The sequence below is a fragment of the Bacteroidota bacterium genome, from assembly GCA_030706565.1.
GTDB lineage: Bacteria > Bacteroidota > Bacteroidia > Bacteroidales > JAUZOH01 > JAUZOH01.
The window spans coordinates 1-13,963 of sequence record JAUZOH010000065.1; the positions used below are offsets into that span (position 1 = coordinate 1).

12 protein-coding genes are annotated in these 13,963 nt (G+C 38.7%); 9 read left to right on the top strand and 3 right to left on the bottom strand.

Annotated features, from left to right (window positions below; genetic code table 11):
* Positions 1 to 664 (top strand): YiiX/YebB-like N1pC/P60 family cysteine hydrolase (locus tag Q8907_05360; protein ID MDP4273692.1); only part of this gene is annotated, 664 nt, incomplete at its 5' end.
* 15 nt (positions 665 to 679) lie between these two features.
* On the opposite strand, the gene Q8907_05365 is transcribed toward Q8907_05360, so the two are convergent.
* From Q8907_05365 to Q8907_05375, 3 genes are read right to left on the bottom strand one after another with little or no spacing between them, the layout of a single operon-like run.
* Entirely contained in the window at positions 680 to 1,366 is a 687-nt protein-coding gene (locus tag Q8907_05365; GenBank protein MDP4273693.1) for an amino acid racemase, read from the bottom strand.
* A 9-nt stretch (positions 1,367 to 1,375) separates the two neighbouring features.
* On the bottom strand, positions 1,376 to 2,515 hold the full coding sequence (locus Q8907_05370) for a glycosyltransferase (protein MDP4273694.1): 1,140 nt from the start codon (positions 2,513 to 2,515) through the stop codon (positions 1,376 to 1,378).
* Between the two features lies 1 nt (position 2,516).
* Positions 2,517 to 5,222: a putative LPS assembly protein LptD gene (locus Q8907_05375; protein MDP4273695.1), complete on the bottom strand. Its 2,706-nt coding sequence runs from the start codon at positions 5,220 to 5,222 to the stop codon at positions 2,517 to 2,519.
* Positions 5,223 to 5,278: 56 nt separating this feature from the next.
* Here Q8907_05375 and Q8907_05380 point away from each other — a divergent pair, with 56 nt between their 5' ends.
* From Q8907_05380 to Q8907_05415, 8 genes are all read left to right on the top strand, one after another.
* Positions 5,279 to 6,541 (top strand): N-acetylmuramoyl-L-alanine amidase, encoded by a 1,263-nt coding sequence (locus Q8907_05380; protein ID MDP4273696.1) that lies wholly within the window; start codon positions 5,279 to 5,281, stop codon positions 6,539 to 6,541.
* 31 nt (positions 6,542 to 6,572) lie between these two features.
* Positions 6,573 to 7,514 (top strand): MlaD family protein, encoded by a 942-nt coding sequence (locus tag Q8907_05385; protein MDP4273697.1) that lies wholly within the window; start codon positions 6,573 to 6,575, stop codon positions 7,512 to 7,514.
* Between the two features lie 366 nt (positions 7,515 to 7,880).
* The gene (gene dnaA / locus Q8907_05390) at positions 7,881 to 9,302 is read left to right on the top strand and encodes a chromosomal replication initiator protein DnaA (protein MDP4273698.1); all 1,422 of its coding nucleotides are present in this window, start codon (positions 7,881 to 7,883) and stop codon (positions 9,300 to 9,302) included.
* A 44-nt stretch (positions 9,303 to 9,346) separates the two neighbouring features.
* A complete protein-coding gene (locus Q8907_05395; protein ID MDP4273699.1) occupies positions 9,347 to 9,964 on the top strand; it encodes a YigZ family protein in 618 nt (205 codons plus the stop codon).
* Positions 9,965 to 10,127: 163 nt separating this feature from the next.
* Entirely contained in the window at positions 10,128 to 11,036 is a 909-nt protein-coding gene (gene pyrB / locus Q8907_05400; GenBank protein ID MDP4273700.1) for an aspartate carbamoyltransferase, read from the top strand.
* A 15-nt stretch (positions 11,037 to 11,051) separates the two neighbouring features.
* Positions 11,052 to 11,510 carry an aspartate carbamoyltransferase regulatory subunit gene (gene pyrI / locus Q8907_05405; GenBank protein ID MDP4273701.1) on the top strand — a complete coding sequence of 153 codons (459 nt, stop codon included), beginning with the start codon at positions 11,052 to 11,054 and terminating at the stop codon, positions 11,508 to 11,510.
* A 33-nt stretch (positions 11,511 to 11,543) separates the two neighbouring features.
* Positions 11,544 to 13,547 carry an NAD-dependent DNA ligase LigA gene (ligA, locus tag Q8907_05410; GenBank protein ID MDP4273702.1) on the top strand — a complete coding sequence of 668 codons (2,004 nt, stop codon included), beginning with the start codon at positions 11,544 to 11,546 and terminating at the stop codon, positions 13,545 to 13,547.
* A 105-nt stretch (positions 13,548 to 13,652) separates the two neighbouring features.
* The coding region (locus Q8907_05415) for a hypothetical protein (GenBank protein ID MDP4273703.1) at positions 13,653 to 13,963 on the top strand (311 nt) is incomplete at its 3' end.

The following is a 13,963-nucleotide window of genomic DNA, read 5'->3' on the forward strand; positions in this document are numbered from 1 at the left end:
CTTACTATTTATGAACGGTTTAAAACGTCAATCAATTTTATATATTTTTTTCTTTTACCTTATCTTTTCAACGGCTTGTAACAAAAACAATTTCGAATTGGAATCCGGTGATTTGCTTTTTCAGGTCAACGAGAGCAACGCTTTTACCGATGCCATTACCACTACAACAGGCGACCACCAGAAATTATCCTTTTCACATGTAGCCATTGTTTCGGCAGAAGGTAAGCAGATATTTGTTATTGAAGCCGTTCCCCATGGCGGGGTAAGGCACATTTCATTACAGAATTTCCTTAATTCCTCAGCACATAATTCATCAGGGAAACCTCTTGTGGCCGTTTACAGGATGAAAAAGAATCAGCATGTTTCAAATGTGGTTGAAAATGCCGGGAAATATATTGGAATGCCTTATGACTCAACTTTCATGCCTGGAAATAATGCCCTGTATTGCAGCGAACTGGTATATGAAAGCTACCTTGACACCCGCGGACTGCATATTTTTACTGCCAATCCTATGTCCTTTAAGGATTCTACAGGTCGGACCTCAACTTTATGGGTAAATTATTTTAAAAAATTGGGCAAAGCCATTCCCGAAGGTCTGCCGGGAACAAATCCCAACGATTTGTCCAAAGAGAAAATCATTAAAGAAGTATACAGGTATTTTTAATTCAATCCGGATCTTTTATTTCAACGCATAATTCACAATGCTCTCAATATGAATCTGAGTGGTATTGAGAAAATGCAGGTCAAAACATTCATGGTCCATGATCAGAAATAACTCCGTGCAGCCCAGGATGACAGAATCAATTGAATGCTGCTCCTTCATCTGCTGAATTATATCCAGAAATTTATTGCGGGTAATATCTTTTACAGTGCCAAACTCCAATTCCGAGAATATCTTCTCCTGAATGAAATCTATAGCATCAGAATCAGGAACAATAACCTCAATTCCATATGAAGCAAAAACATCAGGATAAAACTTTGCCTGCATGGTAAACTTGGTTCCCAGCAATAAAGCTTTTTTAAGGCCGCATTTTTGGGCTTCCCTGGCAGTTTCTTTGACGATGCTGATAATCGGCACACTGCAAGTATTTTGCAGTGGATCCAGGATGATATGAGGCGTATTTGAAGCAATGGCGATAAATTCGGCTCCTGCTTTAACCAGGGAGTCCGTCATGAAAGACATCCAGGCTATATAGCCTGAAAGGTCATTTACTTCCAGCAGTCTGGAAGAAATGGACAGATTGGCACTATATAAAATTATTTCCGGATACTCACCTGTTTTCTGCCGAATTAAGCTGGTAATCTGCTGATAATAATAAAGGGTTGATTCCGGTCCGAGGCCTCCGATAATTCCTATTTTTTTCATTTAAATTTCTTATTCATCAAACGATAATCCGGCTTCCCGGTATATATCTTTCAGCTTTGATTCTTCCTTTTCCCAGCAAAGATCCATAGCTGCCCGCTTCAAATTTTCCCGCCACAACCTCAGCACCGTTTCTTCTTTAAGCGTATCATTGATAACCTTTGCCAGCGACTCCGCATTAGGGCAATTCACAGCCCTGCCAATTTCATAAGATTCCACAATCTTTTTCATTTCAGGCAATGCGGAACAAAGGACAGGGATACCGGCCTGAATGTAATCAAAAAGTTTATTGGGCAGTGCATAAGCGTTATTCAGGCAATTGTCTTCTTCCAGCGAAATACCCAGATCTGCTCCCTGGTTGTATCCTCCAAGCAATTCAAAAGGCACTTTACCGGTAAAAATAACCTTTTCAGTTAAGTGTTCTTCTGCGGCCAAGGCTCTTAGCTCAGTTTCAATATCACCGCTGCCAATTAGCAACAATACAGCGTCGTCCACATAGTTCATGGCTTTAACCGCATTTTTCAGTCCACGTCCTAAATTTAACGAACCCTGGTAAACAATGATTTTTGTGCTTCCGAAATCAGTCCGGAGTAAAGGATGAATTTTGCCATTAGAATAAAAAGGGACATTTCTGACCACCTTCATGTGGATTCCGTAAAGGCGGTTTAATTCATCGGCAATGGGCCGGCTGACCGTATAGGAATATCTTATTTTGGGTAAAATAAGCCTTTCTATAAAGCGCCAGGTAGATCTTACAATTGGGCGGCCGTTTAAATGAGGCAGTCCGGTAAAAAATTCATGGCTGTCATAAACCAGCCTGGATCTTTTAAAGAAAGCTGCCAGAGCATTGGCCGGAAGTGTATCCAGATCATTGGCCACCAGGATATCTGCAGGCCTTGTCAGTAAAAAGAAGAAAAGCCGGATATTGTATTCCGCATAAAAGAAAACAGAACGGTGGAAAAATAATCTCAGGGATTTGGTCTGGTAAGACCTTGAGGAAAGAAATCCTTTTCCATCACCTTTTCGGCCAACCAGCATAACCCCGGCACCTGACTTCAACAAGGTTTGGGCAACTCTATGCATCCTTTGGTCGACTGACAAATCATTGGTCACCGACAAAATGATGCGTTGTGCTCTCCCCTTCTTTGACATGCTAATAATAATTATTATCCTGCCAGCTTTGCCGTTTATTGTATTTCAGGTCGTGCAACATTGATGATTTTACATTGATAGTAAATTCATAAAATCTATATTCGCCAAAGGGTACAAAATTAGCCGTCAGTTCCCAGCAATGTAAATCACGGCTGATGTTAAAGTTGGTCATGGACATTTTCTTTTGTTCGAAATCATAACCAGACGAAAATCCCACTTTCCACTTGGGAGTCAGGCTGAAGTTGCCGTTACACCTGAAAGTCTGGGTGAAAGTTGATTTATAATAAGGTTTATAATAACTCAGTTCATAATCAAAAGAAAAACTCCAGGGAATACTGAAATAATCATAATCACCGGCGGATGCATTCTTGGCTGCTTTCCGGTTTGGCGGTCCGGCCTGGGCACCTTCACGATCCTGAGGATTACTGTCAGCACCTGAACCCGAACCTGAAGTTGAAGTCTTATCCTGCGACTGGAAGGACATGCCTAAAGAAATGTTTGCATTGGTCAATCGTCCAAGCCGTCCATGATCTATAAATTCAAAACGGTTCACCCGCACTCCTGTATTTTCGCCAGTTCTTACAAGGGTATAAGGATCAAGCGTACCGTTAAAGCGCAAATCAAGTTTCTGGTTAAACAAACGGGTACCTCCGTTAATCGAGATAGTGCTCCACTTCATGGAATCTGCAAATATGTTGTAATTTGTACCGAAATCGAAGTATTCAAGCAGCTGAACTTTTTTTACTACATCAGCGGTATCCGTATGTTGTTTCACTTTCATTTCCAAGGTATTGCGCAATGACAGGTTGACATTTCCACTTCGTCCCCTCATGGAAGGAGTTCCATATATCCCGTTTTCAAAAATGGAATAATAGCCAATATGACCTGCCGAATCCGTCTTGTAGGGTTTGTAATAGTTCGGAGAAATCTTGCTCATATCAGGAGTAAACGAGAAACTGGCCGTGGGAGTCATCACATGCCGGATGGCCTGTATCTTTGAATTCTTGAACTGAATCAAACCATATATTTTCTGGCTCAAGCTGGTAGAAATACTCGGCAAATAGGAATGTGCATATCTCAGGAAATTAATGGTATCTGTTTTCACCCCGCCATAATACTTCTTATTAACTGCATCATATAAGGTATCCGACCAATACTTATGAACATAATTGGTATAAAGTACACCATTATAACTGACATTGGGTGTAATGGTAATAAACTTCATGACTTTGATGCTGGTAGACAAAGGGATGCTTTGTTGATAGCCATTTTGCATGTGCTTAAAAACCTGGTTTGTGAACAAAAGAGAATCGGTGGTAGCAATTCTGTTTTGCAGGCTTGATGAATAGCTCAACCGGATATCTTCCCACCAGCGGCCACCGCTGCTGTTCTTTTTCCTGAAAGGATAAATACTGGTCATATTTAAACTCATGTCAGGCAAGGTAAGGTTGATGGACTTGTTGATGCTGTTTTGTGAATGATTTAAACTGGCCGTAAGGGAAAAAGGAGAATTGGGCCAAATTTTAGAAAACGCCACACTTGATGTTTTTGTGTTGGTTAGATAATTATTCACATTATAAGTATGATCCCTGTCGTAAGACGTGGTACTGAAGTTAACACTGGCACTAAAAGTCTGATAAGGATTTGCCTTGGAATCTTTCCTGTGGCTCCAGGTTATTGCAATATCCTTGCTTTTGGAATATTCTGCTTCCCCTTTTACTCCATTTATATTCTGATAAAAACTGACATTAAAATTTCCACCGTAATTGTACCTTTTTGCATACTTTGAAGCAACTGAAAGTCCCCAGGTACCGCGGGTATAAATATCACCGGTAATAGCCAGATCCATATAATCATTGATAGCGAAATAATAACCTCCCCCACGCAGATAAAAGCCGCGGCTTGACTCTTCCCCGTAAGTAGGCATCAATATTCCCGAGGTAGCTCCTTTATGGTTTGGGAAAAAGCCAAAGGGAATGAAAATCGGCAAAGGCACATCTTCAAGCACCAGGTACGCCGGCCCGGCAATGATCTTATCATTGGGGATTACCATAGCCTTGGTAAGTGCAAGATAAAAATGGGGATGTTCCGCATCGCAGGTGGTATATTTACCGTTTTTCACGTCAATAACCCCATCTGCCTGCTTTTTGGTAATTGCACCATGAAGAAAACCTTCATCCTGCTTTGAAACCACATCCTTGATGAGTGCTTTTTTCGTTTTAAAATTATAGGAAAGAGTCTTGGCATCAAATTCGTCAGAGCCATCTTTAAAAACCGGTTTCCCTGCATCCTGTCCTGTACTGTCGGGCATTCCCTTGGCAAAACATACGCCCTGAGCCATGGCATAATCAATATAGGCTGAAGTCAACTCGGTTTTTCCATACTTCACATCAGCATTGCCATAGAGAAATACTTTCTTGTTTTCCATGTTAATTACCATGGAATCTGTTGCAGTATAATCAATTTGCGATTTTAATTCATCTGAAGAGGATTTCTTTTTCTTCAAAGCTGAAGTGTCTGTCTTAGTTGTATCCTTTTTAGCGATAAGGGTATCCGCTTTAAAAAAAGGTATATATGATGGCTTCCCTATACAAAATCCATTACCGCCACATAAAAATTCCATTCCGGCTCCTGCCAAAAGAAGAATTAAATTTCTTGAAACTCGTAAATACAATTTATATGCTATTTTTGTACCCAAAATTTTCATTTAAAATAAAATTCAAAACTAATAAAAAATTTAAAGATTACATTTTAAAACCGTCTATGCTGAAATTAATAATCAAAAAACATTTCTGTTTTTTACTTTTAATCGGTTTATTTTCAGTGCAAATAAGCACTTGGGCAAAATCTACCGGGAATCTTAAAAGATTTACAGTAGTGATTGATGCCGGTCATGGCGGAAAAGATCCCGGCGCACTGGGAAAAGAAGATGTAAGAGAAAAAGACATTGTATTGGCTATTGCACTCAAAGTAGGGAAATACATTGAGAGTAGTTGCGAAGATGTCAGGGTGATTTATACCCGGAATACCGACGAATTCATTCCCCTTCATGAAAGAGCTGAAATAGCCAACCGGAATAAAGCAGATCTGTTTATTTCCATACACGCCAACACCAATCCCTACAACAACAAAATAGAAGGGACTGAGACTTATGCCATGGGGCTGCATACTTCAAATGGAAACCTGGAAGTCGCGAAGAAAGAAAATGCCGTAATTACCTTTGAAAAGGATTATTCATCCCATTACGAAGGCTATAACCCCAACTCGGCTGAATCTTTTATTATTTTTTCATTAGTACAAAACACACATTTAACCCAGAGCTTAAATTTCGCCTCTTTTGTCCAGTCTCATGTAAAAGAGGAAGCCCAAAGAAATGACCGGGGAGTAAAACAGGCTGGATTTCTTGTTTTATGGAGAACCACCATGCCAGCCGTATTGATTGAAACCGGATATATTTCCAATGAAAATGAAGAAAGGTTCCTGGCTTCCGAAAAAGGGCAGAATGACCTGGCTTATGGAATTTTCAAGGCCTTTAAAGAATATAAAAGCCATATAGAGAGTAAAAGTCTTTTCCTGGCTGCGGCTGACTCTACGAAAGTGAGTCACAACAGATCAACCCGCAATAAACATTTACCGGATAATTCGGGTGAACTGAGACGTTCAACAGATTCTTTAAAAGCAAATCCGGATACTAATAAGGCACCTTTAATCGTTAGTAATAAGAAAATCGAGGATCAAACAGGAGAAAATGAGGATACAGGTTCTATCAGATTTAGGGTGCAAATTCTTGCATCCATTAAACCCGTTCCATTGACTGCAAAAAACTTCAAAGGTTTATCAAATGTAGAAGAAATGAAAGTTGAGAAAGTTTATAAATATTTTGTAGGAAACACGGCCAATTATCATAAAGCTCTTGTTTTATATAGAGACATCAAAAAAAAGTATTACCCCGACGCCTTTATTATTGCCTGCGACAACGATAAAATTATCCCTCTTCATGAGGCCTTAAATAAAATAAAGAATTAATTTTGAATAATATTTATCATTGCCTTAATATATGAAAATCAACAAAGAAACTAAAATAGGAATATTCGTCACTTTAGTAATAGCAGTATTTATTTGGGGACTGAATTTCTTAAAAGGAAGGAATCTTTTCACACGCGAAAACACCTTTTATGCAGTCTATGATAATGTGGGCGGCCTGATGGAATCCAGTAAAGTCATTATCCATGGATATAAAGTAGGGAAAGTTGACAAAATCTTCTTTATGTCTGGACATAATGACAAGATCATAGTCAGGTTGGCAATAGATAAACAATTCAAAATTCCTAAAAATTCCGTAGCAAAAATCTACAGTACGGATTTCATGGGCACAAAGGCTGTAGATTTGATTTTAAGTGATTCTAAAGAATATTGCAATGAGAATGACACCCTTCGTTCAGATTTTGAACAGGCACTGATCGATCAGATCAATGATGAAATACTGCCGGTGAAATTTAAGGCAGAAAACCTGATGATGGCCATTGATACGGTATTGGAAGATGTACATTCCGTTCTTAACGAATCGACCAAGAAAAATATTTCACTTACCTTCCGCCATGTGGAAGGCATTTCCGCATCGGTTGATGATCTTTTGTCCAGCCAGAAAGGCAGGCTGGCTGCAATTTTTTACAACATCGAATCGATTTCAGATAACTTAAAGGAGAACAACAAGTATCTGACCGCAGCCATTCATAATCTTTCGGCTACCAGTGATTCTTTGGCCAAGTCTAATCTGAAAGTTGCCATCAATAATGCCAATGCCTCCCTTGAACAGACCCGGGAAATCATGTCAAAAATCAATAAAGGCCAAGGCACTTTGGGTTTACTGGTAAATGATGAAACATTATATACCAATCTGAAAAATTCTTCCCAACAGTTGGATGCTTTGGTAAAGGACATAAAAGAACATCCAAGGCGCTATCTTCATTTTTCTGTTTTTGGAAAAAAAGAAAAGTAAAAATATATCCAGTTCATTTTTTCAGCATAAAGAACCTTAAAAACGGTTCTTTATTGCTATTAACAAAGTATTTAAAAATCTATCTTCATTTTACCTTTAAATGAACTTAAATAATTGTTTCATTTGCAATTTTTTAATCAAAATAATTTTTTAATATATTAACAATCAGACTTATATAAGAATTTAATTTTTTTTTATTTTTTTTTCTTATTTAATATCCTGACAATCCAAACAATATACTTTTAAAAAAAAAATCAATAGCAAAATGATTTTTTTATTTACGTTTTTTTTAGCAAAATTGTATACATAATCCATAAGGGCAAAAAATTTTTATAAACCGTTAAAAAATAAACATATAATAAAACCATGCATGAAATTGTTTGGACAAATTGCTTACGAATAATAAAAGATAATGTTCCTTCTATTAGCTACAAGACATGGTTTGAACCTATAGTCCCCCTCAAATTAGAAAAAAATGTTCTGACCATCCAGGTGCCCAGTCCATTTTTCTATGAATATCTTGAAGAGCAATACATAGATATTCTAAAAAAGACTTTGCGCAAAGAATTGGGTAAAGATGCAAAACTGGAATACAGTGTAGTTATGGAGAATAACTTTTCTTCAAATTCAAAACCTTATACGGTAAAGTTTCCTGCCAAAACCAAATCAGAAATCAAAAACAAACCGGTATCGATGCCCTTCAATGTGGAAGAGAATTTTATTAAAAATCCTTTTGTCATTCCCGGCATCAAAAAACTGGATATAGAGCCGCATTTGAATCCATCCTACTCCTTCCAAAACTTTATTGAAGGGGAATGCAACCGGCTTGCCCGCTCCGCAGGTTACGCAGTAGCAAACAATCCTGGAGGTACAGCTTTCAATCCTCTATTTATATATGGCGATTCAGGTCTTGGAAAGACTCATCTTGCACAGGCTGTGGGAATTGAAGTCAAAGACAAATATCCGGAAAAAACGGTTTTGTATGTAAACGCCAGCAAATTCCAGACTCAGTTTACCGATGCCGTAAGAAATAATTCAAAAAATGATTTCCTTCATTTCTATCAGATGATTGATGTACTCATCATTGATGATGTACATGAATTTGCCGGAAAAGAAAAAACCCAGGAGGTATTTTTTCATATTTTCAACCATCTGCACCAACTGGGCAAACAGCTGATCCTGACTTCAGATAAACCGCCTGTGGAGTTGCAGGGACTGGAACAACGACTGCTTTCTCGATTCAAATGGGGACTGTCGGCCGATTTACAAATTCCTGATATACAAACAAGAATTTCTATCTTAAGACAAAAAATTTATAACGACGGCATAGAAATGCCCGAAGATGTAATCGACTATATCGCTGAAAATATCACCAATAATGTTCGTGAACTTGAAGGGGCTTTAATTTCCGTCCTGGCCCAATCCACCTTAAATAAAAGGAAGATTACCCTTGACCTGGCCAGGGAGATGATTGACAAGCTTACGAAAAATACTCAAAAGGAAATTTCTATTGATTTCATTCAAAAAACAGTTTGCAACTACCTGAATGTTTCTGTTGATGCGATCAATTCCAGTACCCGGAAGAGAGAAATTGTCCAGGCCCGCCAGATTTCAATGTTTTTTTCCAAGAATCTGACCAAATTATCATTGGCATCCATAGGGGCGCAGATCGGGAACAAGGATCATGCCACTGTTCTTCATGCCTGCAAAACTGTGAATAATCTGATTGAAACCGACAAGGTTTTCAAACATCAGATCTCAGAAATTGAAAGAAGGTTAAAAAATTAATTTTGTCATCAAAATAGTGGATTTTTTGATCCACAAAGGAGGATATGATATCAGAAAGTGATACTTACCTGACAATTAAAGAATCCGCCTCTGGCGAATACAAAGACAAAGGCAGCAGGTTTCTATCCTATTCCTTTCCCATTGCTTCAGAGCCTGAAGCAAAAAAAATCATTCAGGACCTCAGGAATAAATATCATGATGCCCGACATCATTGCTTTGCCTACAGAATAGGATTTGAGGGGGAGATTTCAAGGTTAAATGACGATGGCGAACCTTCGGGCACAGCAGGCAAACCCATCATGGGACAATTACTGTCAAAAAATATAACCAATGTACTGGTGGTGGTGGTCCGGTACTTTGGAGGTATATTGCTGGGTACAAGCGGACTCATCCATGCTTATCGCAGTGCAACAATCGATGCACTTTCCAATTCCGAAATAATTGAAAAAACCATTCAATATATTTACCAGGTCAACTTTCAATACGAGGTCATGAATACGGTCATGAAAATTCTGAAAGAAGAAAAAATCAATCAATTTGATCAGAATTTTGATTTGTCTTGCAACATGAAAATAAGTGTGCGTAAAAATCAATCTGAACAAATTATTCAAAAGCTTCAAAGTATTCAGTCAGTGGTGGTGGAATTTTCAGAAACAAGATAAAAACAAACTGAACACTATGAGAAGAAAAAATTTTAAGTCAAACATGCCAAATATGAATAATATGCAGCATTAGATTAATACACTGAAACAAAGAGAAAAACTCAAATATACATTTGCAACTTGAGTCTAAAAATGTACCTTTACATAAAATTTTTTATTGTCCATGAAAAATAAAAGTTTGGTATCAATCAACGATTTTACCAAAGAAGATTATCTAAAAATTCTCGATTTGGCTGAAGGGTTTGAAAAAAATCCAAGCCAGCAGGTTTTAACCGGTAAAGTTGTAGCCACTCTGTTTTTTGAGCCTTCCACAAGAACCCGTCTGAGTTTTGAAAGTGCAGTAAATCATTTGGGTGGCAGAATAATCGGATTTTCCGACTCCAATTCTTCAAGTGTCACCAAAGGGGAAACATTGAAAGATACAATCCGGATCGTCAGCAACTATTGCGATTTGATTGTGATGCGACATCCTTATGAAGGAAGTGCACGTTATGCAAGTGAAATAGCTACCGTACCCGTTATCAATGCAGGGGACGGAGCCAACCAGCACCCTTCACAAACCTTGCTGGATCTTTATTCTATCAGAAAAACCCAGGGAAAGCTCAATGATCTGAATATCTTTCTGATTGGCGATTTAAAATACGGGCGTACCGTACATTCCTTGATCATGGCCATGTCCTATTTCAACCCGACCTATCATTTCGTATCGCCTGATGAGCTTAAACTTCCGGATGAATACAAAATATTCCTCAACAATATGGGAATAAAATATTATGAGCACAAGGAATTTACAGATATCATCTCCGAAGCCGACATAATTTATATGACCCGTGTTCAAAAGGAAAGATTTACAGATCCCATAGAATACGAAAAGACAAAAAATGCCTATGAACTGAGGAATTTTATGCTTTCCAACACAAGGCCCAAAATGAGAATTCTTCATCCACTTCCAAGGGTAAATGAAATCAATATAGATGTTGATGAAAATCCTAAAGCATACTATTTTACACAGGCCTTGAACGGGATGTACATCCGCCAGGCTATTATCACTTCTATCTTAGGTTTAAAATAATGCGCCATGACTCAGATAAATGAAAATAAGCAGTTAAAGGTCAGTGCAATAAAAAATGGCACTGTCATTGATCATATTCCTCCCAGAAATTTATTTAAAGTTATTTCTATTTTAGGACTGGATAAAGTAGAGAATCAAATTACTTTCGGCACCAATCTGGAAAGCAAAAAACTAGGGAAAAAGGCAATCATCAAAATTTCTGATGTTTATTTTCTCGATGATGAGATTAATAAAATTGCCTTAGTAGCTCCTCAGGCCAAACTCAATATTATCCGGGATTACCAGGTGATTGAAAAAAAGGTGGTTGAAGTACCTGACAAAATTGTCGGGATAGTGAAATGCTTTAACCCCAAATGTATCACCAATCATGAAAATATTGTCACTAAATTCATTGTGGCATCCAAAAAGGATGTCAGCCTTAAGTGCTGCTATTGCGAAAAAATAACTTATCAGGATCAGATAGTGATCGTTTAACATTTCCCTCTTTCCAAAATACTTCTTGTATTTATGACAACAGATGAGGCCAGGCAAAGGATTGATACCCTGCGTGAACAAATAAACCGGTTAAATACCAATTACTACGTTCTTTCCCAACCCATCGTCAGCGATTATGAATATGATGTGCTGATGAATGAACTGATTAAACTGGAGAAAGATTACCCTCAGTTTAAGGATGAAAATTCGCCAACTCAGCGGATTGGAGACGACAGCAACAAAGAATTCGAACAGGCAGAGCACAAGTATCAGATGCTTTCTCTGGGCAATACCTATTCAGAAGGTGAAGTAGCCGACTTCGACAACAGGGTGAGAAAAGTGGTGGGGAATAATGTGGAATATGTCTGTGAACTCAAGTTTGACGGGACTTCTATCTCGCTTACATACATAAATGGCAGACTGACACAAGCCGTCACACGTGGTGACGGAATACGCGGGGATATTGTAACGGCCAATGTCCGCACCATTAAATGTATCCCTCTTACTTTAAATGGCCAGGATTATCCTGAAGAATTTGAAATAAGGGGGGAAATCATTATGCCCCGTGCCGTTTTCGACGAACTGAACGCAGAACGTGAAGATATTGGCGAGGCTCCTTTTGCCAATCCGAGGAATGCCGCATCTGGAACTTTAAAAATGCAGAATTCCTCGCAGGTCGCCAAGCGCAAACTTGACAGTTACCTGTATTACCTTTTGGGCGAAGAACTGCCTTACAATTCCCATTACGAAAACCTGATGAAGGCAAAGGAATGGGGATTTAAAATTTCAGAAAACATCCGCAAGTGCCACAATATCAAAGAAATTTTCGAATACATCAATTATTGGGACAAAGCAAGGGAAAATCTTCCCTTTGACATTGACGGAGTGGTCATTAAGGTAAATTCCGTTGAACAACAACAGGCCCTGGGCTTTACGGCAAAAAATCCGCGTTGGGCCATAGCCTATAAATTTAAGGCCGAACAGGTTACTACCCGTCTTTTAAGCGTGTCCTTCCAGGTAGGACGCACAGGGGCAGTCACCCCTGTTGCAAATCTGGAACCTGTTCAACTGGCAGGGACAGTGGTAAAAAGAGCCACCCTGCACAATGCCGACCAGATAAAAATTTTAGACCTCCACTTAAATGATGCTGTTTATGTTGAAAAAGGCGGAGAAATTATCCCCAAAATAGTCGGCGTAGATATATCCCGGCGCCAGTTCAACAGCCAGCCGGTTGAATTTATTACCGAATGCCCGGAATGTGGTACCCACTTAGTACGTTTTGAAGGAGAAGCAGCGCATTATTGCCCCAACGAAACGGGTTGTCCCCCGCAAATAAAAGGGAGGATCGAACATTTCATCTCACGTAAAGCAATGAATATCGGTTTTGCCGAAGCCACCGTCGACCTTCTATTTACTCAGGGATTGGTTAAAGATGTAAGCAATATCTACCAGCTCAAAAAAGCACAGTTGGTCAGACTTGAACGCTTTGCCGAAAAGTCGGCCGAAAACCTGATAAAAAGTATAAATACCTCTAAGCAAGTACCTTTTCAACGTGTGTTGTTTGCACTAGGTATCCGTTATGTCGGAGAAACCGTAGCCAAACGGCTGGCCGAACATTTTCAAAATATCGATAACCTGGCTGCAGCTTCTTTTGAAGAACTGGTAAAGGCTGAGGAAATAGGCGAAATCATTGCCCAAAGCATTTTAAAATATTTTCAGGATGAGCGAAACCGGACTATTGTGGAAAAATTAAAGGACGCAGGACTTCAATTTGCCATCAAAGAAAATGATTTTCAACCTGTTTCCGATAAGTTAAAAGGCTTATCGATCATCATTTCCGGCGTTTTTGAAAATCATTCGCGTGAAGAGCTCAAGCAAATGATAGAACAACATGGGGGTAAAAATGTCACCAGCATTTCGAAAAATACCAATTATTTACTGGCCGGAGATAAAATCGGGCCAAGTAAACTTGAAAATGCCCAAAAGCTGGGAGTTCCCCTGCTCAGTGAAGAAGATTTCATAAAAATGATCCAATAAGACAAATCTATAACTATCTGATATTAAGTATATTACAAAACAAATTCTCAAAAAGGCCTTTATCAAAGAATTAAATCTATATTTTGCAGATAAAACAGAATGGCCATGTTAAAAAAAATTAAAGATTTTAAGGAGAAATCTGCTTTCAAAAAGCTTAATGCAGAACTTTCCTTAGCCCCCAAGAGGCAAAAAGAGATAAACAATTTCAAAACTGCACGCACTGCAGGAATTGTTTTTCATGTAACACAGGCCGCTACTCTTTTCTCGGTCAGAAAGCTTGATGAATTTATAAGCCAACAGGGCATCCATGTCGAAGTATTGGGTATGCTCAGTAATCTTAAATTAGTTGACCAGTACCTGTATAGAAAAGGATACAAATTTTTCACCAAAGAGGATTTAAACTGGTGGGGAAAGCC

Bases quoted from the DNA above. Each gene is read 5' to 3' on its own strand.
- Q8907_05365 (MDP4273693.1), bottom strand. From the start codon at position 1,366: ATGAAAAAAATAGGAATTATCGGAGGCCTCGGACCGGAATCAACCCTT.
- Q8907_05370 (MDP4273694.1), bottom strand. From the start codon at position 2,515: ATGTCAAAGAAGGGGAGAGCACAACGCATCATTTTGTCGGTGACCAAT.
- Q8907_05375 (MDP4273695.1), bottom strand. From the start codon at position 5,222: ATGAAAATTTTGGGTACAAAAATAGCATATAAATTGTATTTACGAGTT.
- Q8907_05380 (MDP4273696.1), top strand. From the start codon at position 5,279: ATGCTGAAATTAATAATCAAAAAACATTTCTGTTTTTTACTTTTAATC.
- Q8907_05385 (MDP4273697.1), top strand. From the start codon at position 6,573: ATGAAAATCAACAAAGAAACTAAAATAGGAATATTCGTCACTTTAGTA.
- dnaA (MDP4273698.1), top strand. From the start codon at position 7,881: ATGCATGAAATTGTTTGGACAAATTGCTTACGAATAATAAAAGATAAT.
- Q8907_05395 (MDP4273699.1), top strand. From the start codon at position 9,347: ATGATATCAGAAAGTGATACTTACCTGACAATTAAAGAATCCGCCTCT.
- pyrB (MDP4273700.1), top strand. From the start codon at position 10,128: ATGAAAAATAAAAGTTTGGTATCAATCAACGATTTTACCAAAGAAGAT.
- ligA (MDP4273702.1), top strand. From the start codon at position 11,544: ATGACAACAGATGAGGCCAGGCAAAGGATTGATACCCTGCGTGAACAA.